Origin of the sequence: Arthrobacter sp. 2RAF22 (assembly GCF_052115325.1) — a bacterium.
In the GTDB taxonomy this organism is placed as follows: domain Bacteria; phylum Actinomycetota; class Actinomycetes; order Actinomycetales; family Micrococcaceae; genus Arthrobacter.
On record NZ_JBFRGL010000008.1, the window covers coordinates 32,821 to 55,913 of the forward strand.

Consider the following 23,093-nt stretch of genomic DNA (forward strand, 5'->3'; position numbering starts at 1 on the left):
AACCGAGAAGGCAAAGATGACCACTTTCACCGCTGAAAGCCCCCTGTACTTCGTGATGCGGCACGCCGAAGGAAACCGCATCCTGAGCGAACGCGTCCCCACGCTTGTGAACAGCCCGGCGCTGCACACGCTCTACTTCCACGAGGTGGGCACCATCCTCGGAACCGAGGAGGCCCTGCAGGGGAAGCCCGGGGAAACCGCGGAAATCCTGCGCCTCCTCGGCGAGTTGGAACCCGAGGATCTTGCAGCCCAGCGGGCCGCCGAGGCGGCGGCCGATCTTCCCGCCCCGGCTGGGGACTATGAGCCGGGCTCGGTGGTGCGCGGCAGCGCGGGGGCGGAGTACCCGACGACGGCGGCCGCCCTTGAGCGCTTCGAGCTCACCCTCGCCGGTCTCTCGCACGGCAACCCATTCACCGACGTCGAACTCCGTGCCGTGTTCACTTCTCCGTCAGGTGACACGCTCAGTGTGCCCGGTTTCTACGACGGCGACGGCTTGTACCGCGTGCGGTTGTTGGTGCCGGAGGCGGGGGAGTGGACGTTCACCACCACCAGCAACGCGCGCTCGCTGGACGGCGTTACCGGCGCGTTCACGGCCCGCGAGCCGGTTGCCGGGGCGAAGGGCGTGGTCCGGGTGGCCAAGACCTTCCACTTCGCCTATGAGGACGGCAGCCCGTACCTGCCCATCGGCACGACCTCCTACGCCTGGACCCATCAGGGCGATGCGCTGGAGAAGCAGACCCTGGATACGTTGGCGGCCGGTCCGTTCAACAAGATGCGCATGTGCGTTTTCCCGAAGTCCTACCTGTTCAACGAGAACGAGCCGGAGTTCTACCCCTTCGAAGGATCCCTCGCTGCCGGATTCGACTATGACCGGCCCAACCCGGAGTTCTACCGGCACCTGGAACACAGGATCGGGCAATTGGAGGAGCTGGGGATCGAGGCGGACCTCATCCTGTTCCACGCGTACGACCGCTGGGGTTTCTCCACGATGAGCCCGGGCCAGGATGACCGCTACCTGAAGTACGTCGTGGCCCGGTTGGCTTCGCACCGGAACATCTGGTGGTCGCTGGCCAACGAGTACGATCTCCTGTTCCGCAAGACCACCGAGGACTGGGAGCGCTTCGCGGGCATTGTCCAGGCCAATGACCCGAGCGGGCACCTGCTGTCCATCCACAATTGCCATGCGTTCTACGACTACTCCCGGCCATGGGTTACGCACAGCAGCATCCAGCGCCAGGACGTCCACAAGACGGCTGAATTCACCGGGGAATGGCGGGAGCGCTGGGGCAAACCGGTGGTCATCGACGAGTGCGCGTACGAGGGCAACATTGATCAGGGCTGGGGAAACATCACCGGCGAGGAAATGACCCGGCGGTTCTGGGAGGGGGCCGTCCGGGGCGGGTACGTGGGCCACGGCGAAACGTACATGCACCCTGCTGACGTGCTGTGGTGGGCCAAGGGCGGCGAATTCCATGGCAGCAGCCCGGAGCGGATCGCTTTCCTGCGCCGCATTCTCGAGGAAACCCCGGGCGGATTCCTTGAGCCTCTGCCGAGCGCCTGGGACGTCCCCACCGCCGGCATTCGGCACGAGTACGAGATCAGCTATTTCGGTTTCAACCAGCCCACCTACCGGAACTTCGTGATGCCCGCCGGCCGCCGTTACGAGGTGGACATCATCGACACCTGGAACATGAGCATCGACACCCGGCCGGACGCAGTGGAAGGGCGCTTCCGCGTGGAGCTCCCCGGCCGCCAGTTCATCGCCGTCAGGCTCCGCGCCGTCGGCTAACCCCGCCTACCCCAGCAGCGTGTTCACCAAGCGCGCGGCCACCTTGGCGGTCCGCGAGTCGATATCGAACTCGGGGTTGAGCTCGGCGACGTCCAGGTGCATGAGTTTTCCGCTCGTGGCAACTTGCTTGCACACCGCGCTGATAACGGGCAGCGGCACCCCATACGCCGCAGGCGCGCTCACGCCGGGAGCCACCGACGCCGGTAGCACGTCCAGGTCGATCGTCAGGTACAGCACGTCCACGCTGTCCAGGAACCGCGCCACGAACTCCTGAACGGCCTCCGCGGAGCACTCCTCGTCCAGCAGATACTTCACGCCCAGCCGGTCCGCCGTGTTGAAGAGGGTGCGCGTGTTGTTGGGCTCGGAGATTCCGACGACGGCGTAGTTCAGTTCGCGGCCCTCGGCGGCTTCCGCCCGGGCCATCTGCAGGAACGGCGTGCCTGAGCTCGGCACCGGTTCGTCCCGCAGGTCGAAGTGCGCGTCGAGGTTCAGGACTCCGAGGCGCTTGCCGCCCCTCACGGCCTCCGAGCCAGCCACACCCAGGTAGCTGGCGAAAGCAGTTTCGTGCCCGCCGCCGAGCAGCACCGTGAGCTTGCCGCCGTCGAGCAGTTCCGAAATCACGCGGCCCGCGCGCGCTTGGCCTGCCTCCAGGGAGCCAGCCTCCACCGAGCCGTCCTCCACAACCACGTCGCCGGCGTCGAACACGTCCCGGTCCAGATGGAAAGCCAGCGGACCCAGGGCCTGCCGGATGGCCGCCGGAGCGGCGGCCGCGCCCATACGGCCCTTGTTGCGCCGCACGCCCTCGTCACTGCGGAAGCCCACGACGACGGCGGCCCGGGAGCCCGCGTCCCGCGCGCCGGGGGCGGCTGCATCGGGAGTGTGGGGCGCCACGGCCTGCCACCAGCGGCGGTGCTCATCGCCATCGCCGTCGAAGCGGCCGGTCCACGGCGTGGGGCGGACATCGGCAACAGCGCGGGAAATCTCCATGGTTAAAGCTCAACGCATGGCGGTACCGAAAAACATCGCTTGGGGGCGGAGGGTGTCCGGTATTCCGGAAAGGCCTATTTGACTCCCAGGATTTCCTCGACGGGACCGATCCCGAAGAACAACAGGAACGCAGCGGCCACGGCCCACATGAGCGGATGGACTTCGCGGGCCCTGCCCTGGAACGTGCGGATGAGTGCGAAGGAGATGAACCCGGCGCCCAGGCCGTTCGCGATCGAGTAGGTGAACGGCATGAGGGCCATGGTCAGGAACGCGGGAATGCCGACTCCCCAGTCCTGCCAGTGGATCTTGCCCACCTGGGACACCATCATGAAGCCCACCACCACCAGGGCGGGGGCGACGGCCTCGAACGGGACCAGGTTGATGAGCGGGGTGAAGAACATGGCCACGAGGAACAGCAGGCCGGTCACGATCGACGCCAAGCCGGTGCGGGCACCCTCGCCGATGCCGGCGCCGGATTCCACGAAAATCTGGTTGGAGGACACGGACGAGCCGCCGCCGATGATCGCGCCGAGGGCGTCCACCTGCAGGACACGGTCAACGTTGGGGATGTTTCCGTGTTTGTCGATGTTTCCTGCTTCCCTCGCCAAGCCCACCATGGTGCCCATGGCGTCGAAGAAGATACTGAGCAGGATCACGAACGCCAGCAGGGTGGCAGCGATGATGCCAAGGTGCTGGAATGCGCCGAAGGGGTTCGCCTTGCCAATGAGGGACAGGTCCGGAGCGGCCCACTCGGTGAACTTGGGCGCCACCAGGGACCAGCCGCGGGGATTGTAGGTTTTGCCGTCGAAACTCGGGCCGATGTGCAGGGTGAACTCCAGGATGGCGGCAAGGGCCGTGGAGACGATGATGCCGATCAGGATGGCGCCACGCACCTTGCGGACCACCAAGGCGATGGTCAGGACGAGTCCGACGACGAACACCAGGGTCGGCCAGCCCAGCAGCTTCCCGTCGACGCCGAGGCCCAGGGGGACCGTGGTGCCGGCGGCGTCCGGGATGCGGCGCACGAAGCCGGCATTGACGAGGCCGATCAGCGCGATGAAGAGGCCGATGCCCACCACGATCGCGGTTTTCAGGGCCTCAGGGACGGCTTTGAACACCGCGGTGCGGAAACCGGTGAGCACCAGAATCAGCATGGTGAGGCCCGAGAGCATCACGAGGCCCATCATGTCCGGCCATGTCAGGCCGGGGTGTGAGGCAATGGTGACTGCCACGAAGGCGTTGACGCCCAGCCCGGTAGCGATGGCGAAGGGGTGCTTGGCCCAGGCTCCCATGAGGATCGTCAGGATGCCGGCGACGAAGGCGGTGGTGGCGGCGACGGCGGCGAAGCCAAGTGAAGCGCCACTCGAGTCCGCCCCGGAGAGGATCAAAGGATTGAGCACCACGATGTAGCTCATGGCAAAGAACGTCGCGAAGCCGCCTCGGATTTCTCGCGAGTAGTTGGATCCGCGTTCCGAAATCTTGAAGTAGCGGTCGATGGCTGAGCCCTGCTTGAGCATGGAAGTCTCCGGGGATCGGGGAAGTGTGCTCTCAAATCCTATGCCCGCGGCTTCGGCACTCCCGCGAATTCGCCTAGTCTGTAAGGAATCCAACACTAAGGGAGTTATTCGCTCATGCGCCCTATCCGCCAGTTGCTGGCCGTCGTCGTCGCTGCCACGGCGGTTCTTTTCTCTGCCGGCCTGTTCTCGGCGGCACCCGCCTTCGCGCACGATGTAGCCGAGTCAACGTCACCGGCCAACGGCTCAACGGTTGCCAGCGTCCCGGACTCCGTGTCCATCACGTTCAACAACCGGCCGCTCCTGCTCGGCTCGCAGATCCGGGTGAACGACGCCTCAGGGCAGAACTGGGCAGATGGTTCCGTCGAGATTGTGGACGCCGTGGTGTCGCAAAAGCTGCGGCCTGGCGCGCCCGCCGGCGCATTCACCGTCATCTGGCGCGTCGTCAGTTCGGATTCGCACCCCATTGAAGGCACCTTCACGTTCACCGCCAAGGCAGGAAGTACGACGGCGGGCGGCGGCTCCGCGAGCACTGCACCTTCGGCGGAGGTACCCACCGCCGGCACCGCAGCCCCTGGTTCGACCACGACGCCCGAAAAGGTGCCCGATGCGTCCCAGCCGTTCCCTTGGAGCATTGTGATCTTCGCCGTGGTGGCTGCGGGCCTGCTGGTCTTCCTCGGCATCACCGCACGACGCCGGCTGGCAGGCGTGGGTTCCGATGATTCTGATGATGCTGGCGATTCCGGGGACGCTGATGACGCTGGCGATGAAGAGGACGCCGAGGTTGAGCCCGGCAGCCCGGAGAAGAAGCCCTAGGCCAGGGCGGGAACAGCTGCAAAGGTGCCCGTGAGCGCCCCGTGGACGCTGTCCGGGTAGACCTTGGCGGAAATCGCCTGGCCCACCACCTTGGCTTGGCGCAGGACTTCCTTCGGTGTGGGTGTGGCAAGTTCGCCGACACCAACCAAGTACATTCCGATCGCCCGCATGGCCGCGACGAGGTTCTGGCCGATGGCGAAGCCGAGCTCGGCAAGCATTCGCCGCAACTGGCTCTGTCCACAACGGGTGACAACAACGTGGTCGGCCAAAAGCACTCCGTTGGCCGTGTGAACGGCCCATTGGTACGAGGCGACGCCCGAGGACCCTGAAACTACCGATCCGGAAATCACGGACCCCGCGGCAGCTTCGTCCAGGCGATCGAGCCGGACAGCGCGCGTGGTGCTCCGTACGTCGAGCCCGTGACTGGTTGCGTAGTTGCGCAGGTGCCGCAGGATTTCGCTGCGCTCCTGGAGGCACGCGGCGTCGGCGGCGTCGCAACGCTGCAGGATGCCGGTGTTGAGCGGCTGCAAAGGTCCGGGGACGTACATTCCGTCCACCACGATGGCATCCACGCCGTAGCGGCTGAGTTCGCTGGCCACGGCCAGGCCGGGCATGCCGGCACCGATGACCACGGTGGTGGTGCGTTCCGTACTCGCAGCAGGCATGGTTGACACAGCTTGGCTCCTCTTTGAAGGTGCGTTGCCGAGGCAACAGCGGGGTGGCGTCCGGGTCCCCAAGCGGTCGCGAATGATGGCCGTTGATGTGTTGAAAAACACGATCCCCGGTCATCAGTGCCTCGAACATTACAGAAGAAATCGCGTGGTGGATAGCCCCGGCATCGGCATGTCCGCCGATGCGTTTTTCGCGCCCCGATTCGGCGGATTTCGCCGCCCTCGCCGGGGTTTCCACATACGCTTCTTCCGGCTTGATTCGGCCCTTGCAAACGAGAATAGTGAGCATTGGAGACCGCAACTCACGGCAGTCGAGCGAGAAACACGTTGTGGGCGCGGCCTCTGGCAGAATAGCCGCAACATCAGCCAGCAGTGCGAGGAGGCAGGCCCCATGGACCAGCACGGCAAACACTCTGAGAGCCATCAACCAGAGACCGAAGGCAACGGAGAGGAACCCTCCATTGCCCCCGGCGGAATTGTAGTGGGCGTTGACGGCAGCGAACACGGCCAATGCGCCCTCGTTTGGGCCGCCCGCGAGGCTGAACGCAGGCAGCTGCCCTTGCATGTGGTCACGGCCTACTCCGTGCCGATCTTCGCGGCTTCAGGGCTCGACGGCGGCTACGCGACAGTGGATGACTCCGTGATCCGGGACGGCGCCGAGGCGATCGTCAAGCAAGCCCTGGAGAAGGTCTCCGGCTACGCCATCGACGTCGATGGCTCGGTGGAGAACGGAGATGCCGCCGGCGTGCTGCTCGATCTGTCCGAAACGGCCGAACTCCTGGTCTTCGGCACCCGGGGACGCGGCGGCTTTGTCGGCAGGCTCCTGGGCTCCGTGAGCAGTGCCCTGCCGGCGCACTCCAAATGCCCCACCGTGACGGTCCCACTCTTCTGCGCGGACCGGCTGGGTGAAACCACGGAGGACAAGCACATCAAGGCCGAGCGCGCGAAGTCCGGCTCCCGCGTTGTCGAGAATGTGGTCGCAGTCGGCGTGGACGGCTCGGAACAGGCGCGCGTTGCCGTCCTGGAGGCCGCGGAGCAGGCTCAACGCATGGGCGCCAAGCTGCGCGTCATCTGCGCCGTACCCGAATACAGCGGCTCCTTGGCGTGGGTTCCGGCACCCCTGGACCGGGAGGCACTCTTCAAGGACATCAGGATCCAGTTGGACGCAGGCTTGGCGTGGCTCAAGAGCCACTTCCCCGAGCTTCCGGCGGAAACCCAACTGCTCGATGGTTCGCCAGTGGAAGTCCTCGTGGAAGTGAGCCGCAGCGTCGAACTCGTGGTGCTGGGCACGCGCGGGCGGGGAGGCTTCGCAGGAATGCTCCTCGGATCGACGTCGGATGGAGTCCTGCACCATGCCAAAGGACCCGTGCTGGTTGTTCCAGACCGCGAGGACCCCAGGCTGGCGGACCGCGCCAACTTCGGTCCCATGCTCGGCGCCGCATAACAGGCAAGCCCAAGGACCGGTGGACGCAGGCAGACGGTAATGGTGGAGCACGCAGAGCCCAGGAAGGCATCGCGCTTGATCGTCGAGCTGCGCCGGATCCGGGCAACCATGCTTCCAGAGGTCGGCGGCAAGGCGGCCAATCTCGGCGAGCTGATCTGGGCGGGACTTCCGGTCCCGCCCGGGTTTTGCCTGACCACCGAGGCCTACCGGCGCGCATTGCAGCCGGATGGAAGCCCCGAGCCAGCCGTCCGGGACATTCTCCGTGGCCTTGAGGCCGTGGAACCCGGCGACCTTGAGGGGCTCGCTTCCCTCGCGGCCCGCGCCAGGGAAACAGTGCTCGACGCCGGGATCCCGGCCGACGTCGAAGGCGCCGTTCGCTCGGCCTACTCCGCGCTTGGCCCGGATGTCCCTGTGGCCGTCAGGTCCTCCGCCACCGCCGAGGACCTGCCCTTTGCCAGTTTCGCGGGACAGCAGGACACCTACCTGAATGTCGTGGGGGCAGATGCCGTCCTGCAGGCCGTCCGGAAGTGCTGGGCTTCCCTGTGGACGGACCGGGCAGTCAGCTACCGGGCAAGCAACGGGATCGACCACGCCACGGTGACGCTCGCCGTCGTCGTCCAACGGATGGTGGACGCTGAGGCCGCGGGGGTGTTGTTCACCGCGAATCCGGTGACCGGGCGCCGCCGCGAGGCGGTCATCGACGCCAATCCCGGGCTCGGTGAGGCCGTGGTCTCCGGCGCCGTGAATCCGGACCACTTTGTGGTGGATTCGCTCACCGGCAGGATCACGGAACGGCGGATCGGGGACCGGAAGCTGGTGATTCGCTCCGTTCCCGGCGGCGGGACCGAAAGGCTCGACGCCGAGCCTCGGGCCGAAGGCGGAACCGCGCGAGACGCCTGCCTTGCCGACTCCCAGATCAGGGCGCTCGCGGTCCTCGGCCAGCGCGTCGAGGAGCACTACGGAGCACCGCAGGACACTGAATGGGCCATCGACGGCGACGGCAAACTGTGGCTCACCCAAGCACGCCCCATCACCACGCTCTACCCGCAAATGACCCGGCAACCAGCAGTCCCCGGTCCGCACGCGTACCTTTGCTTCAGCCTCGCCCAAGGCCTCACCCGCCCCCTCACTCCCATGGGACTCGCGGGCATCAGGCTCATGGGGTCCTCGGTGGCCGGCGCGGCGGGATTCCGGGTTCCCGAACCGCGGGACGGGCCTTCGCCCTACTACGAGGCGGGGCAGCGGATCTATTTTGACCTCACTTCGGTGCTCAGGAGCAGGGCCGGGCGCGCCATCGTGCCCAGGATTTTCGACGTCATGGAAGCACGTTCGGCGTCCATCATGCGTGCCCTGTTCGAGGACCCGCGTTTCGCCGTCACCAGCAAGACGCCTTTCAAACTGCTCAGGCACGTTGGCCCGATCGTGCTCCGCTTCCACCTTCCGGAGACGCTGCTGCGTGCTCTCTTTCGGCCGGACGTTGCCCTTGGCAAGGTGGAACAGCTGGACGGGAACCTGAAGGCCACGCATGAAGTCCCCACCGATGCCACCCCCCGTGAAAAACTGGACCACGCCGAGCGGATACTGCGCACGGAATTGTTCCCCATACTGCCCAATATCCTGCCCCCGGTAGCGCTCGGCTTCGCGATGATGGGGCTGGTACGGAAGCTGCTTGGAGAACAGGCTTCCTGGGGTGAGCTCCAAACCATCATCCGCGGCCTGCCCAACAACGTCACCACCGAAATGGACCTTGCGCTGTGGCGGCTCTCGGCCAGTATCCGCGACGATCCCGCTTCCGCGGTGGCGTTTACCGGTGGCGATCCCGCTGCGCTCGCGGAGAGCTACCGCGATGGCAAGCTGCCGGTCGTCGCGCAATCGGGATTGGCCTCGTTCCTGCGCGACTACGGGCACCGGGCCATCGCGGAAATCGACCTGGGCATGCCCCGCTGGTCCGACGACCCCACCCACATCATCGGAGTCCTGGTCAATTACCTTCGCCTCGACGATCCCCGCCTGGCGCCGGACAAACAGTTCGAAAAAGCAGCACGCGACGCCGAGGAACAAGCCGCCGTGCTGGTGGCCCGTGCGCGGTCCAAGAGTCCGCTCCACGCCAGGATCGTGAAAATGGCACTCGAACGGACACGCATGTTTGCCGGGCTCCGTGAACTTCCCAAGTACCACCTCGTGCGGGGCTTCGCCGCGGTCCGAGCACAGGTTGCGGAAGCAGGGGAGGCCCTGGCGGAAGCGGGAATCATCGACGATGCCAGCGACGTCTTCTTCCTGGATTTCAACGACGCCCGCCACGGCTTGGACGGCAAGGATCTCCACGAGCTCGTGGCGCAGCGCCGCGAAGCCTATGAGCTTGAACTCAAGCGCCGCCACGTGCCACGCGTGCTGCTCTCCGACGGCACCGAGCCGGAAGCGCTGCCAGCCGGTCTCCTGAGCGGCGCGACGGGGGCACCGGCGTCGGACGGCATGCTGTTGGGAACCCCGGCTTCGGCGGGAACTGTGACGGCGGTGGCAAGGGTGATCATGGACCCGGTGGGCGCGCATCTTGAACCCGGAGAAATCCTGGTGGCGCCCTCGACGGATCCCGGCTGGACGCCCCTCTTCCTGACCGCCGGGGGACTCGTGATGGAGATGGGCGGTCCCAACTCGCATGGCGCCGTCGTGGCTCGTGAGTACGGGATTCCGGCAATCGTGGGCGTCCCGGATGCCACGTCCCAGATCAGCACAGGACAGACGATCACGGTGGATGGCGCCGCGGGGACGGTGGCTTTCTAGCCTATCCCCAGCCGAGTTCGTGCAAACGGTCGTCGCCGATGCCGAAGTGGTGGGCGATCTCATGGATCACCGTGATGGCCACTTCGTCGATTACTTCCTGGCGGGATCCGCAGATATCCAGGATCGGCTGACGGAAAATGGTGATCCGGTCCGGGAGGGAACCGGCATCCCACCAAGAGTCCCGTTCCGTCAACGGCACGCCCTCATACAGGCCCAGGAGTACGGTGTCCGGTTCGTCTCCAGGCTGCGGGGTGTAGTCGTCCTCGATGAAGATGGCCACGTTGTCCATGGCCCGGGCAGCTTTGTCCGGGATGAGGAGCAATGCATCGCTGACGGCTGCCTCGAAGTCTTCCGGCGACATACTGAACGGAACGGTACTGGCCGCCGCGGCGTCAGCGCCAATCCCGGGACCCCCGGATCCGGGGCCGGGGAGCGGAGAGGAAATGCGCTGGCCGCCAGGGGCATCGCCGTCGGGAACAATCGGCAGGCCGGGAGGTAAATTCGCGGGCATGATCCGACTCTAGTCCGCGGCGCGGTCGTTGACGCCGGATGTGATGACAGCTACAGTTTTCCGGGCTGGTAATTCGTATAACCCAGCCCCAGGTTAAGCCCAGCCAGTCGTGCGGATCCTGTGACAAGCACCCCGGAGTTCCCAGTAGACAGGCCAGCCCATGACCCGCCCCGGCAGCCGCTCAGGCACGACGATGAACGACGTCGCTGCCGCAGCCGGTGTTTCCCAGGCCACGGTTTCCTTGGTGCTCAATGACGCCGCAGGAACCAGGTTCTCTGAGGAAACCCGACGCCGGGTCCATGCCGCCGCCAACGAACTGGGGTATCGGACCAACGCCCACGCCAAAGTGCTCCGCGACGGCGTTGCCGGGATGATCGGCTTCGTCGGCGACTTCGTGGCCACGGCGCCATTCGCGGGCAAGATCATCGAGGGCGCCCAAGCCCGGGCTTGGGAGGCCGGACTGCTCCTCCTGACCGTCAACACCGGCGGCGACAAGGCCCTCGAGGCCGCTTCGCTGGAGACCATGCTGTCCTACAAGGTGGCCGGAGTGGTCTACGCCGCCATGTACCACCGGGTCCTTGAGGTGCCGGACGTCCTGGCCGAGGTGCCCGCCGTCGTGCTCAATTCGCGCGACCGGTCCGGGCGGTTCCCGAGCATCGCTCCGCAGGAGGAGCTGGGCGGCTACACCGCCACCAAACGCCTGGTGGACGCGGGTCACCGGCGTATCGCGATGATCAACATCGGCGCGGTGGACGGCGAGCTGCCTGCCGCCGTCGGACGCCATGCGGGCTATCTCCGGGCACTCAAGGAGGCCGGCCTCGACGCCGACCCACTGCTCCACAAGATCGGCGACGGGCATGAATCCGGCGGATTCGACAATGCCCTGGCGCTCATGACCGGTCCTCAGCCACCCACTGCCATCTTCTGCGCCAACGACCGCACCGCCTGGGGCAGCTACCAGGCGCTGGCCCAACTCGGATTATCGATCCCGCGCGATGTGTCGCTGGTGGGTTTCGACAACCAGGAAACGCTCGCCCCGCACTTGCGGCCCGGACTGACCACGCTGGAACTGCCTTTCCTTGAGATGGGCCGGCGCGCCATCGAACTGCTGCTGGCCGGCGCGGAACGTGATGGCAGTACCGAATACTTTGAATGTCCCCTGGTCGAACGCCATTCCGTGGCGGCGCCCCCGAAAACCACCATTAGCCCCTGAAATTTGCTAGCAGCCAGTGAAACTCCCCAACCAAGGAACAGGAAACGCATGAACCACTCGCACCTTGCGTCCGAGCCGCTCGACGTCGTCGTGGTCGGCGAAGCGCTCATCGACATCGTCAACTCGCCTGGAGGCCAGACCGAATACCCGGGCGGCTCGCCTGCGAATGTCGCCTACGGCCTCGGGCGGCTCGATGTGAAAGCAGGGCTGCTGACCGCCGTCGGGCGCGACTCCCGGGGCGAGTCCATCGCGGCCCACCTGGCAAGCGCCGGCGTGGTTGTCCTTCCGGGCTCGCAATCGCTCGCGAAGACCGCGACGGCGACTGCGGAGATCGCCGCGGACGGTTCGGCCAAGTACACCTTCGACATCGAGTGGAACCTGGGCCCCGCCGCACTCCCTTACGCGCCAAAGGTGCTCCACACGGGCTCGATCGCCACGTTCCTCGAGCCCGGCGCGGCTAACGTCAGGACGCTCCTGGAGCAGGCCCAGGGCGGGTGCATCGTCACCTACGACCCCAACATCCGCACCGACCTCCTGGGCAGCCACAGCGAGGCCCTCCGCATTTTCGAGGAGCTCGTACCGCTGACCAGCGTGGTGAAGCTCAGCGACGACGACGCGTTCTGGCTCTACCCCGGCAAGTCCTTGGAAGAGACTGCAACACACATCCTGGGCCTCGGTGCGGGCCTGGCCGTCGTCACCCGAGGTGCCCAGGGTTCCTTGATGGCGACGCCGCACACCCAGTTGACGGTTCCGGCGGTGACCTCGGTGGTGGCGGACACCATTGGCGCCGGCGATTCCTACATGTCTGCGCTGATCCTCGGGCTGCTGCTGCGCGGTAGCCAAGGGCTCGCGCCCACGGTTCTCGAACGCATCGGACAGACCGCCTCCATGGCCGCGTCCATTACCGTGGGGCGTCCGGGAGCCAATCCGCCCACGCACCGCGAGCTTCTCGCCGGGATGGCAAGGTAGCCGCGGCGGAGGTGCGACGGCGGTGCGGCGCACCTTGGCGCCGGGCCGCCCGGCTTCTTAGCGGGGGGTGATCCCGCGGGAACGGCGCCGCGTCAACCCGACGCCCACAAGGCAGATGACGCCGCCCACAAGGCCCCAGATGGTGGGGATTTCCTTGAGGACCGCCCAGGAAATCAGGATCGTGGTGCCCGGAACCAGGTACGTCGTGGCGGCGAGTTTCCCGGCCTCGATGAGGGACAGTGCGTAGGCCCATGTGGTGAAAGCGATGGCGGTGGGGAAAATTCCGAGGTACACCAAGCCGAGGGTGGCCGGAAGGGGTGCGGCCTGCACTTCGGCCACTAGTTGGCCGGTCCACGGCAGGCAGCACACGGCGCCCACCATGATGCCAAACCAGGTGGCCTGTGCAGCGGAGAACGTGCGCAGCACCGGCTTCTGGACAATCACGCTCACCGCGGCGAGCACAGCGGCAAGGAGGCACAACAGCACTCCGGCGACATCCGCCGTCGAGCGCTGTCCCGAACCGAGCGCGATCAGCGCAACGCCGCCGAACGCCACGAGGCTGCCGATGATCAGCCAGCGCGGAAAGCCTTCTTTCAGGATCACGCCGGCCAGGACGGCGATCAGGATCGGCGAGACGTTGATGAGCATGGCGCTGGTTCCGGCATCGAGCATGTGCTCGGCGGCGTTCAGGGCGAGGTTGTAACCTGCGAACCACATGACGCCGTAGGCGAGGATGGGCAGCCATTCGCGTCCTTTGGGCCAGCGCTTGAGCCTAGGCAGGGCGACAATGCCGAGCGCGACGGCGGCAACCACCAGCCGTCCGAGCGTCAGGGAGCCCGGGGAGAAGCTGGGTCCCACTGCGCGGATGCCCACGAAGGCGGACGCCCAGAGGACAACGGTGACGATGACGGCGGCGATGCCGAGCTTACTGATGGTCCGGGAGGGTGTGGTCGCCGGAGAGACTGGTGTGCTTGTGGCCATGGTGCCAATCTAGCCCGGGAGCAGCTGGACGGACTGGCGGAATTCGGACGTCTTTCAACAAGAAACCGCCAACCCTGGCACGGCGGTTTTGAGCGGTGGCTTGAGACTGGCGCTGCGTCCGGATTGCGTCCTGGTTTGAGACCCCGTTTGCGTTCCGCGCTGCGCGATTTGGGAATATCCCTGAGTATGCTCTAAAGTTTTAGAGTCCAGTTCGGACGAGCGAGAAGCGGTAAACGCATAGCGTTGTTGACCGTCGCGAATTCGGATTGTTCCAGGCCCCCATCGTCTAGCGGCCTAGGACACCGCCCTTTCACGGCGGCGGCACGGGTTCGAATCCCGTTGGGGGTACGCAAGGAACTGGTCAAGCCGGGCTGAAAAGTCTGGTAGGCTGGAAGCCTTGAAAAAAGCGGTAGAGATACCGCAATCGTAGTAGAGATACTGCAAGCAAGGCCCTGTAGCGCAGTTGGTTAGCGCGCCGCCCTGTCACGGCGGAGGTCGCGGGTTCAAGTCCCGTCAGGGTCGCTCTGATTGCCGGAAGAAGTTCCGGCAATCATGGTGACATTGTCACCTAAGGCTCTGTAGCTCAGTTGGTAGAGCGTTCGACTGAAAATCGAAAGGTCACCGGATCGACGCCGGTCGGAGCCACCACTGGGAAGCGTCAGTTCTTCGGAACTGGCGCTTTTCTTCATTTAAGCTGCGATGGAAATGCCTGGGTTTATTCGATTTCTGCCTAAAGGGCGGACATTTCAGCGCGCGTGCGCCATTTACGGCAATGATCCAGCAGAATCTCATGGCGACGGCCGGCTTGTCTCCGCCTTGTCTTGGCCAAGCGCTAGGGTGGTACTCAAGAGAAGGGGAGGGCTAAATGGACCAGCAGGAAAGCTACACCGCGCCTGAACCGGAAGCCGTTGGGGCTCCGGTATCCGAGGACCGGCAAACGGTGGCAGGAAGTGGCCGCACAGTGATCTCGGATTCCGCTGTCGCCAAGGTTGCCGGCATTGCCGCCAGGGCTGTTCCGGGCGTCTATTCCCTCGGCTCGGCTCCTTCCCGCGCCCTCGGAGCCATCCGCGATGCCGTTGGTAGCCAGGACCATGCCGCAGGCGTCCGCGCCGAGGTCGGAGAAACCCAAGTGGCCGTGGACCTCAATCTTGTGGCCGTCTACGGATACCCTTTGCATGATGTCGCCAACCAGGTCCGCGCGGCCGTCTATCGTGCCGTCGAATCGTTGGTGGGCCTGGAGGTCATTGAGGTCAACGTTGAGATCAACGACGTCTACGTTGCTCCGCCCATCAAAGCCGGAACAAGAGGCGCATTATCGGAAAGGGAGCCACTCCAGTGAACTTGACCGTTGTCGGAATCGGGATCGGCGCCTTCGTGGCGTTCATGGCCTTCCAATTCGGGCTGTGGGGTTTCATCATCGCGCTTCTCTTCATGGGCATCGGTGCGCTTCTGGGCCGCGCCGCGGACGGAAAGCTTGACCTGCGCAGCGTGCTGGATGCCCTCACCGGCCGCCGCTCGTCGTCATGAGTTCCACGGCTGAGGCTGTGCAGCCCGCCGTGAATCTGGCTGGCCACAACCGAATCAGCACCCAGGCGCTCACCACCTTGGCCCAGGCAGCCGCCGCGGAAGCGCTTGGAGTCTCGTCGCAGGATGTTCGCGCCGAATGGTCGGACGACGACGGCCTGCTGGCACTCTCGATTGTCGCCCCGATCAGTGTGCCCTCGCTGACGGACGTCCTCAGGGACCCCCTGCGGGTAGCAGGATACGGTGGAACGGTCTGGGACCGTGCCGTAGCTGCCAAGACGGCCATTCTTGAGCGTGTCACCCAGCTCAGCGGTTCCACCTTGAGCCGCGTGGATATCCGGATCAGCGGCGCACGCGTCAGCGAAGGAGTCCGCGTCCGATGAGCCACGCCCAGACCCCGCACGTCCGGCGCAGCCACCCGGACACTGCGCCGACTCAGACGGCCGAAGGCGACACCCCCGGTGTCTACACGCCCGGGACCCCAGGCAACGGCGACCGGATCGACGTCGGACTCCAGCGCATCCTCAAGCGTGAGACCCGCTCGTCCCGCGCTGGAATGGCGGCGCTGGCCGCGGCGCTCGTGATCGCGGCCTGTCTCTATGCCCTCCTCGAATCCGCGCTGCGTGCCATTGGTCAACCACCGTGGCTCATCGATCCGCAAACAGCGGCCGAACGGCTGACGGCCCTTCCCGGAGGGATTTCCCCCTTGCTGCTTGGTGCCCTGGGCGGGGTCGTGGCCATGGTGGGCCTGATGTTCTTCTTGAACGCAGTCCTGCCCGGCCGAAAGTCCCGTCACTTGCTTGAGGATCCCCGGGCCGGAGTGGTGGTGGACGACGAGGTCATCGCTTCGGCGCTGGCCAGGGCCGCCCGGACGGCAGCGAACGTCACCCAGGAGCAGGTCATGGTGGTGGTTTCGCAGAGGCTGGTTGTGGTCAACGTCCGGCCAACCTCGGGCGTGCCGTTGCACGAGGAACGGATCCTTGCCGCCGTCGAGGATGAACTTCAAAGGATGGCCCCTTCGCCCATGCCTTCAGTCCGGGTCAATGTCGCCGCTTCCGGGGTGATCGGGGCATGAACGGTACTCCGCACGTCCTCAACCGCATCCTGATCGGCATCCTTGGCCTGAAACTATTGGCCATCGGCATTCTCCTGATACTGCTCGCCACTGTCCCCGCCGTCGGAAGTTGGTGGCAAAGCTGGTCCACCGGGCTCTGGGAACACGCCAAGTACCTCTCTGAGCAGACCCGCATTCCAGGGCGTGAGGAAAGCTGGCTTTGGGTGGCCGCAGCTGCGGTGCTTGTTGTGCTGATCGTGCTCATGGTGTCCTGGGTGTCGCAGCAAGGCAAGGGCCGCGCCAACCTCATCGTGTCGGAGTACGACGACGCTCAGACTGCCGGGGACGTCAACATCGGCGGGAACCTTGCCGAGCAGGCGCTCAAGGCGGCCCTTGCGGAACGTACGGATCTTGCGGGCGTGACGGTGGCAACCTACGAGGTCAACGGTCGTCCCGGGCTCCGGGTCAGGGTCCAGCCCCGTCAAGGCGTTTCCCCGCACGCACTCGCCGCGGATGTCTCCCGGCTCGTGGAGGCGCTGGACATTGTGGTGGGACGCCGGACTCCCGTCTTGATCCATATCGGGGCCGGCGCACGGACCAGGTTCAGCAAGGCCGAGCGCGTTCGTTGAACTGACACGCGACCGTTGTTAATCGGATGGCTATGTTACCTCGCAGGCGTTTTGCGTTGCAGAGGTATCTGCAGGGCCATAGTTTGAAGGGTAGGGGGAACTCTTCCCTTTGGTTGGGCTTGCCCGGCCGGCACTGGACCTTGGGTCCGTAGTCAAGCCGATGGACCAAAACACTTGGGCCAGGAACAAGGAGAAAACCATGAGCGAAGAAGTCAACAACATCAAGCAAAGCGCCGAAGCCGCGGCTGAACAGGCCAAGCACGTCGCAGGTGACGCCGCGGAGCACGTCAAGGAATTTGCCGGTGAGGCGGTCGGGAACGCGAAGGAATTTGCCGGTGACGCCGCGGAGCACGTCAAGGAGTTCCTGTCGGGTGACGTGGCTGAGAAGGCCAAGGACCTCGCGGGGGATGTTGCCGGGAACGCCAAGGAAATCGTGGGCGACGTGGCTGAGAACGCCAAGGGCCTCGGCTCGAAGATCGCCGGTTTCTTCAAGGGCGGCAAGTAGGCTCCACGCCAAGACGACGCCTTCCTGACCTTCTTTGGTTAGAGAACGGGGCCGACACGCACAACTTGCTGCGTGTCGGCCCCGTTTCCGTGCCAAAGAAGGTCGGGAAGGGAAGGGGCCCTACTTCGCCACGAGGTATGCCCCGCTGTTCGGGGCAATCGAGGCCCCGCCCGAGTCGCCATCGCTGGAGAGTTCCACCCGGAGCCCGGCCGGCACGGGGAGGGCGGCAGTACCCATGTTGACTACAACCAGCACGTCACTGTTGTGGAAGGCCAGGACTCCGTTGGCGGGATCGTGCTCCTCGGCCCACTGGAACGTGCCTGAGCCCAGGCGGTGCGAGCGGCGGAAAGCCAGGACCGAGCGGTACAGCTCGAGGGTGGAGCCCACGACGCCGGACTGGACGTCCGCCGCCAGCTCGCCGAACGCTTCGGGCTGGGGTAGCCAGGGCGCTCCCGGCTCTCCGCCGGCAGCCGCGGCGCCGCCCGTACCGGACGATACACTCTCCGAGAACCCGAAGCCGGGTGCCTCGGACTTCCAGGGCAGCGGTACGCGGCACCCATCGCGGCCGCGCTCTACGCCCTTGGTACGGAAGAATGACGGATCTTGGCGAGCATCGGCCGGCAGGGACGTGTGCTCCGGGAGGCCGAGTTCCTCACCCTGGTACAAATAGGCCGAGCCCGGCAGGGCGAAAGACACCATGGAGGCCGCCCGTGCCCGGGCCAGGCCCAGGACGGCGTCGGGTTGTTCGTCTTCCGCCGCGATTCCCTTGGGGAACGTGGTGGGATCTCCCAGCCCGAAGCGGCTGGGGTGCCGGACGGTGTCGTGGTTGCTCAGGACCCAGGTGGAGGGCGCTTCGACGGATCCCGCCGCGTCCAGGGAAGACTCGATTGCCACTGCCATGCGCTCCGCGTCCCAGCCCGCCAGGAGAAAATCGAAGTTGAAGGCCTGCTGCATTTCATCCTTGCGGACGTACCGGGCCAATCGCTCCGCGGGCTCTACCCAGGCCTCGGCAACCAGCATGCGGTCCCCGTCGTACTCGGCGAGGACTCTGTGCCATTCGCGGTAGATCTCGTGGACCCCGTCCTGGTCGAAGAAGGGCGACGGCGGGTCCAGCGGCGGCTTGACCTTGTGCTCGACGGCGGTCGCGACGGGCCCCGCAGCGGGCACGGCTCCGGCAGCGATGTGGGGGTGTGCGGTGTGCGGTTCGACGGCTTCGCTGTGGGCGCCCGGTGCGGACAGGCCACCTTCGACCATGGCGGCAGAGCCTTCCCAGTCCGGCAAGCCGGCTTCTTTGACCAGGCCGTGGGCAACGTCCACCCGGAAGCCGTCAACTCCGCGGTCCAGCCAGAAGCGCAGCACCGAGCGCATCTCCTCGTGGACTTCTGGGTTCTCCCAGTTGAGGTCGGGCTGCTTCGTGTCGAAAAGGTGTAGGTACCACTCGCCGGGAGTACCGTCGTCGTTCGTCAGGCGCGTCCACGCGGGGCCGCCGAAGATGGATTTCCAATTGTTCGGGGCCAGGGCCCCATCCCCGGAGCCCGCTTTGGAGTCTTTGCCCGGGTGGAACATGTAACGCTCACGCTCGGGGGAGCCGGGGGCTGCGGCGAGGGCTTCGCGGAACCAGGCGTGCTCGTCCGAGGTGTGGTTGGGCACGAGGTCGACGATCACCTTGATGCCCAGGCTGTGTGCTTTCTCCAGCATTGCGTCGAAGTCGTCCAGCGTGCCGAAGAGGGGGTCCACGGCCCGGTAGTCCGCTACGTCGTATCCGGCATCAGCCTGCGGTGACTTGTAGAACGGGGAGAGCCACACGGCATCAACGCCCAATTCTTGCAGATAGGGCAGTTTCGCGGTGACCCCGGCAAGGTCGCCCATTCCGTCGCCGTTGGCATCGGCGAACGAGCGCGGATAAATCTGGTAGACGACGGCGCTTGCCCACCACGCGGAATTGTTGGAACCGGGGGTTGGGATCGGGGAGTGCGGCACTGGATTCCTCTCGATGACATATTTTTGTGTAAACGCTTGCATTACTACCCGGAAGCTTACTAATGTGAGGCTCACCACATCAACCGCACAGCGGAAATACCTGGTCCACTCACTGAGGAGTTCCCAGCATGAACACACGCAAGTACCTTTTGCCGGCCGCTGTTGCCGGCGTGCTAGCCATGTCCCTGTCCGCCTGTGGTGGCGGCGGTGGCGGCGGCACAGCCTCAAGCGGCGGCGATGCCGCAGCGAACCTCGACGGACGCGGTCCAATCACCTACGTCCAGGGCAAAGACAACAGCAACGTTGTCCGCCCGCTCGTCGATAAGTGGAATGCGGCGCACCCGGACCAGAAGGTCACTTTCAAGGAGCAGTCCGACCAGGCGGACCAGCAACACGACGATTTGGTCCAGAACTTCCAGGCAAAGAACGTCAATTACGACGTCGTTGACGTGGACGTCATCTGGACCGCCGAGTTTGCAGCGAAGGGTTGGCTGCAGCCGCTCACGGACAAGATGAGCATCGATACCTCAAAGATGCTGCCCGCCACGGTCAAGACGGCGACCTACAACAACACGCTCTTCGCGGCACCCCAGACCTCGGACGGCGGCATCCTCTACTACCGCAAGGACCTGGTGCCCACCCCGCCCAAGACCTGGGACGAGATGATGAGCATGTGCTCCATCGCGAAGTCGAACGGCATCGACTGCTACGCAGGACAGTTCGCCAAGTATGAAGGCCTCACCGTGAACGCGGCTGAAGCCATCAACTCGGCCGGCGGCACGATCGTTGGCGACGACGGCAAGTCCACCGTGACCTCGGCGGCGGCGAAGGCCGGCCTCAACAACCTGGTCACCGCCTACAAGAGCGGAAACATCCCCACGCAAGGCGTGACCTACCAGGAAGAACAGGGCCGGCAGTCCTTCGAAGACGGCAAGCTCCTCTTCCTGCGCAACTGGCCCTACGTCTACAACCTCGCCAAGACGGACGGTTCGTCCAAGGTGAAGGACACCTTCGGCATGGCTCCGCTCCCGGGTAAGAGCGGCCCCGGCGCCTCTTCCCTCGGTGGACACAACCTCGCCGTCAGCGTCTACTCGGCGCACAAGGCAACGGCCAAGGACTTCCTGACCTTCATGACAAGTGAAGAGACTGAAAAGTTCTACGCAACGCAGGGCTCGCTGGCCCCGGTGCTCGCTTCCTTGTACGACGACCCGACCCTGGTCCAGCAGCTGCCGTACCTTCCGGTGCTGAAGACCTCGATCTCGAATGCCGTGCCGCGCCCGGTCACGCCGTTCTACCCGGCTGTCACCAAAGCCATCCAGGACAACGCCTACGCTGCCATCAAGGGTGACAAGTCCGTCGATCAAGCAATGACGGATATGGACACGGCCATCAACTCGGCCAGCCAATAGCGACACCTCCAGTGAACCCCGGGCGGCCGGCGCTTTACGCGTACGGCCGCCCGGGGGGCACGCCATCAATTTCCGGAAGGAGGGGAAATGTCCACCCTTGCGCAACCTAAGCGGGCGCCAGAGACACCAAGCCCCAAAACCAAAAAAGTTCAAAAAGAAGTAGGACAGGACCGGGCGGCCACGTCTCAAGGCCGCTGGGCGTTCTGGTTGATTTCCCCCGCCCTGGTATTGCTTGCCGTTGTCATCGTGTACCCGGTGGTCAACGCGATTATCATGGCGTTCCAGAAGGACCAGGGCCTTGACCCGGTCACCAAGGTCTTCGTCCAGGGCGGACCCGCGGGCTTCGATAACTTTGTCCACTGGTTGGCCCAGCAATGTGGCTCTGCTGCCTGTGCTCCTGGCACCCTCGGCGCCCAATTCTGGAGCGCGGTCGGAACTACGTTCTTCTTCACGGCGGTCACCGTTGTCCTGGAGACTGTCCTCGGGTTCTGGATGGCCGTCATCATGGCCCGGACGTTCCGCGGCCGCAGCGCCCTTCGTGCTGCAGTCCTAGTTCCGTGGGCCATTCCAACGGCCGTGACCGCGAAACTGTGGTTCTTCATCTTCGCTTTCGACGGAATCGCCAACAAGCTCTTTGGTACCGCAATCCTGTGGACAGGCAGCGAATGGCCGGCCCGCTGGGCGATCATCATTTCAGACGTTTGGAAGACGACGCCGTTCATGGCCCTGCTGATCTTGGCTGGCCTGCAGATCATCCCGGCCGAAGTGTACGAAGCCGCGAAGGTGGACGGCGCCTCGGCTTGGCAGCGCTTCACCCAGATCACCCTGCCGCTGGTGAAGCCGGCACTCATGGTGGCTGTCCTGTTCCGTGTCCTTGACGCACTGCGCATGTACGACCTCCCGGCCATCATGACCCAGGGCTCGAACGGCACAACAACGTTGTCCATTTTGGTTGTTGACCAGATCCGTCAGGGATTCAACTCAGCAGCGGCGTTGTCAACTATCACGTTCTTGATCATCTTCCTCGTTGCGTTCATCTTCGTTCGTTTCCTGGGAGCCAACGCAGTCGCCTCAGCCACACCCAAGACCACCAAGGGGCAGGACAAATGACCGCCGTGAGCATTGACTCCGCGCCTAAGACAGCTGCCCGGCGGCGGGAACGCTGGGCGAGCGGGCGCACGTACATCAGCGCAGGGCTCATCTTCATCTGGTGCCTGATTCCCTTTTACTGGATGATCGTGACCGCGTTCCGCGACGTTGGATATACCTTCGATTCGACGCCTTTCTTCACCCACGTCACCTGGGACAACTTCAACACGGTGTTCTCCGAAAGCCTGGGCAACCACTTCGGCCGGAACCTGTTGAACTCGCTCTTCGTGGCAGGGGTAACCACCGTTGTCGCCCTGCTTTTCGGGGTTTTCGCGGCATATGCCTTGTCCAGGCTTGAATTCCGCTTCAAGTTCCTGGTCCTCGGCTTTGTCCTCGGGGCCTCGATGTTCCCGGGTGTGGCCTTGGTGACTCCGTTGTTCCAGCTGTTCACGAACATCGGCTGGTACGGCACATATCAGGCGCTGATCATTCCGAACATCTCGTTTGTTCTCCCCCTGACGGTTTACACCCTGACGTCCTTTTTCCGGGAAATGCCGTGGGAGCTGGAGGAATCAGCCCGGATTGATGGCTGCACGCAGGGCCAGGCATTCCGCAAGGTGATCATGCCGCTCGCTGCGCCGGCTGTTTTCACCACCGCCATCCTGGCGTTCATCGCTTCGTGGAACGAGTTCCTCATCGCGAGCCAGCTGTCCAATGACCAGACGAAGACCGTCACGGTCGCAATCGCCTACTTCGCCGGTGCCCAGGCCCACCAGGAGCCGTACACCGCCGTCATGGCAGCCGGAACGGTTGTGACGATTCCACTGGTGATCCTTGTGCTGGTCTTCCAGCGCAAGATCGTGGCGGGCCTGACAGCCGGCGCCGTCAAATGACGCAAACTCCCGATTCGGCCGGGCCGTCCATCGGCGGCCCGGCCAAGGAGCAGCACTCGCGGGTGAAATCGGCGGAAGATTTCGACCTCGTGATAGGTTTTCTCGGCTTCTGGGCCTTGGTCCTGCTGGTCATCACTGTGGCCGCCGAACTCACGGCCCAGCCCGCACTGGGCTGGGCCCTGGGCCTCCTGGCAGTGCTGCTGGCCTTGTGGGGGATGCTTCGGCTTCGCCGGCGGCTCCCGGCACGGACATCCAGGCGCATCACGTGAGCAGCGAGCCGAAATAAGTAGCGCGGAATCGGCGGAGGACAGCCAGGCGGAATACGCTGGTTATC

22 protein-coding genes and 3 tRNA genes are annotated in these 23,093 nt (G+C 64.9%); 19 read left to right on the forward strand and 6 right to left on the reverse strand.

Annotation, left to right across the window (positions count from 1 at the left end):
* Positions 1-16: 16 nt before the first annotated feature.
* Complete coding sequence (locus tag AB4068_RS08585) at positions 17-1,789, forward strand: DUF5605 domain-containing protein (protein ID WP_441433161.1); 1,773 nt, start codon at positions 17-19, stop codon at positions 1,787-1,789.
* Between the two features lie 6 nt (positions 1,790-1,795).
* Here AB4068_RS08585 and hutG read toward each other — a convergent pair whose 3' ends face one another.
* On the reverse strand, positions 1,796-2,776 hold the full coding sequence (gene hutG / locus AB4068_RS08590; protein WP_441433162.1) for a formimidoylglutamase: 981 nt from the start codon (positions 2,774-2,776) through the stop codon (positions 1,796-1,798).
* A gap of 74 nt (positions 2,777-2,850) precedes the next feature.
* On the reverse strand, positions 2,851-4,293 hold the full coding sequence (locus AB4068_RS08595) for an NCS2 family permease (RefSeq protein WP_059388467.1): 1,443 nt from the start codon (positions 4,291-4,293) through the stop codon (positions 2,851-2,853).
* Positions 4,294-4,407: 114 nt separating this feature from the next.
* On the opposite strand from AB4068_RS08595, the gene AB4068_RS08600 reads away from it, so the two are divergent.
* Positions 4,408-5,106: a copper resistance CopC family protein gene (locus AB4068_RS08600; RefSeq protein ID WP_441433163.1), complete on the forward strand. Its 699-nt coding sequence runs from the start codon at positions 4,408-4,410 to the stop codon at positions 5,104-5,106.
* Here the strand turns inward: AB4068_RS08600 and AB4068_RS08605 are convergent.
* Entirely contained in the window at positions 5,103-5,771 is a 669-nt protein-coding gene (locus AB4068_RS08605; protein WP_059388469.1) for an FAD-binding protein, read from the reverse strand. The genes AB4068_RS08600 and AB4068_RS08605 overlap by 4 nt on opposite strands.
* Before the next feature lie 397 nt (positions 5,772-6,168).
* On the opposite strand from AB4068_RS08605, the gene AB4068_RS08610 reads away from it, so the two are divergent.
* Complete coding sequence (locus AB4068_RS08610) at positions 6,169-7,221, forward strand: universal stress protein (RefSeq protein WP_441433164.1); 1,053 nt, start codon at positions 6,169-6,171, stop codon at positions 7,219-7,221.
* 39 nt (positions 7,222-7,260) lie between these two features.
* Positions 7,261-10,002 (forward strand): PEP/pyruvate-binding domain-containing protein, encoded by a 2,742-nt coding sequence (locus AB4068_RS08615; protein WP_441433165.1) that lies wholly within the window; start codon positions 7,261-7,263, stop codon positions 10,000-10,002.
* 1 nt (position 10,003) lies between these two features.
* On the opposite strand, the gene AB4068_RS08620 is transcribed toward AB4068_RS08615, so the two are convergent.
* Positions 10,004-10,513 carry a metallopeptidase family protein gene (locus AB4068_RS08620; protein WP_441433166.1) on the reverse strand — a complete coding sequence of 170 codons (510 nt, stop codon included), beginning with the start codon at positions 10,511-10,513 and terminating at the stop codon, positions 10,004-10,006.
* Between the two features lie 160 nt (positions 10,514-10,673).
* Here AB4068_RS08620 and AB4068_RS08625 point away from each other — a divergent pair, with 160 nt between their 5' ends.
* Positions 10,674-11,726, forward strand: coding sequence for a LacI family DNA-binding transcriptional regulator (locus AB4068_RS08625; RefSeq protein ID WP_441433167.1), 1,053 nt, complete (start codon positions 10,674-10,676; stop codon positions 11,724-11,726).
* A 48-nt stretch (positions 11,727-11,774) separates the two neighbouring features.
* Entirely contained in the window at positions 11,775-12,695 is a 921-nt protein-coding gene (locus tag AB4068_RS08630) for a carbohydrate kinase family protein (RefSeq protein ID WP_284991870.1), read from the forward strand.
* Between the two features lie 57 nt (positions 12,696-12,752).
* On the opposite strand, the gene AB4068_RS08635 is transcribed toward AB4068_RS08630, so the two are convergent.
* Positions 12,753-13,676: a DMT family transporter gene (locus tag AB4068_RS08635; RefSeq protein ID WP_441433168.1), complete on the reverse strand. Its 924-nt coding sequence runs from the start codon at positions 13,674-13,676 to the stop codon at positions 12,753-12,755.
* 275 nt (positions 13,677-13,951) lie between these two features.
* Here AB4068_RS08635 and AB4068_RS08640 point away from each other — a divergent pair.
* The 9 genes from AB4068_RS08640 (at position 13,952) to AB4068_RS08680 (ending at position 17,388) form a co-directional block, all read left to right on the forward strand.
* Positions 13,952-14,024 (forward strand) — tRNA-Glu (locus AB4068_RS08640).
* Positions 14,025-14,124: 100 nt separating this feature from the next.
* Positions 14,125-14,198: transfer RNA gene (locus AB4068_RS08645), tRNA-Asp, on the forward strand.
* Between the two features lie 50 nt (positions 14,199-14,248).
* Positions 14,249-14,324: transfer RNA gene (locus tag AB4068_RS08650), tRNA-Phe, on the forward strand.
* A gap of 217 nt (positions 14,325-14,541) precedes the next feature.
* Positions 14,542-15,015 carry an Asp23/Gls24 family envelope stress response protein gene (locus AB4068_RS08655; RefSeq protein ID WP_441433169.1) on the forward strand — a complete coding sequence of 158 codons (474 nt, stop codon included), beginning with the start codon at positions 14,542-14,544 and terminating at the stop codon, positions 15,013-15,015.
* Complete coding sequence (locus tag AB4068_RS08660; protein WP_059388473.1) at positions 15,012-15,203, forward strand: DUF2273 domain-containing protein; 192 nt, start codon at positions 15,012-15,014, stop codon at positions 15,201-15,203. The genes AB4068_RS08655 and AB4068_RS08660 overlap by 4 nt, the downstream gene beginning before the upstream one ends.
* A complete protein-coding gene (locus AB4068_RS08665) occupies positions 15,200-15,583 on the forward strand; it encodes a hypothetical protein (protein ID WP_059388474.1) in 384 nt (127 codons plus the stop codon). The genes AB4068_RS08660 and AB4068_RS08665 overlap by 4 nt, the downstream gene beginning before the upstream one ends.
* Positions 15,580-16,275 (forward strand): hypothetical protein, encoded by a 696-nt coding sequence (locus AB4068_RS08670; RefSeq protein WP_332602502.1) that lies wholly within the window; start codon positions 15,580-15,582, stop codon positions 16,273-16,275. The genes AB4068_RS08665 and AB4068_RS08670 overlap by 4 nt, the downstream gene beginning before the upstream one ends.
* Positions 16,272-16,883 carry a hypothetical protein gene (locus AB4068_RS08675; protein WP_284991866.1) on the forward strand — a complete coding sequence of 204 codons (612 nt, stop codon included), beginning with the start codon at positions 16,272-16,274 and terminating at the stop codon, positions 16,881-16,883. The genes AB4068_RS08670 and AB4068_RS08675 overlap by 4 nt, the downstream gene beginning before the upstream one ends.
* A gap of 199 nt (positions 16,884-17,082) precedes the next feature.
* Entirely contained in the window at positions 17,083-17,388 is a 306-nt protein-coding gene (locus AB4068_RS08680; RefSeq protein ID WP_306964078.1) for a hypothetical protein, read from the forward strand.
* A gap of 120 nt (positions 17,389-17,508) precedes the next feature.
* Here AB4068_RS08680 and AB4068_RS08685 read toward each other — a convergent pair whose 3' ends face one another.
* The gene (locus AB4068_RS08685; protein WP_441433198.1) at positions 17,509-19,257 is read right to left on the reverse strand and encodes an alpha-amylase family glycosyl hydrolase; all 1,749 of its coding nucleotides are present in this window, start codon (positions 19,255-19,257) and stop codon (positions 17,509-17,511) included.
* Positions 19,258-19,496: 239 nt separating this feature from the next.
* Between AB4068_RS08685 and AB4068_RS08690 the strand changes: the two genes are divergently transcribed.
* From AB4068_RS08690 to AB4068_RS08705, 4 genes are all read left to right on the forward strand, one after another.
* Positions 19,497-20,777, forward strand: coding sequence for an ABC transporter substrate-binding protein (locus tag AB4068_RS08690; RefSeq protein WP_059388478.1), 1,281 nt, complete (start codon positions 19,497-19,499; stop codon positions 20,775-20,777).
* An 87-nt stretch (positions 20,778-20,864) separates the two neighbouring features.
* Entirely contained in the window at positions 20,865-21,887 is a 1,023-nt protein-coding gene (locus AB4068_RS08695) for a carbohydrate ABC transporter permease (RefSeq protein WP_059388479.1), read from the forward strand.
* Positions 21,884-22,759 (forward strand): carbohydrate ABC transporter permease, encoded by an 876-nt coding sequence (locus AB4068_RS08700; protein WP_059388480.1) that lies wholly within the window; start codon positions 21,884-21,886, stop codon positions 22,757-22,759. The genes AB4068_RS08695 and AB4068_RS08700 overlap by 4 nt, the downstream gene beginning before the upstream one ends.
* The gene (locus AB4068_RS08705) at positions 22,756-23,028 is read left to right on the forward strand and encodes a hypothetical protein (RefSeq protein ID WP_253257252.1); all 273 of its coding nucleotides are present in this window, start codon (positions 22,756-22,758) and stop codon (positions 23,026-23,028) included. The genes AB4068_RS08700 and AB4068_RS08705 overlap by 4 nt, the downstream gene beginning before the upstream one ends.
* Positions 23,029-23,093 lie beyond the last annotated feature (65 nt).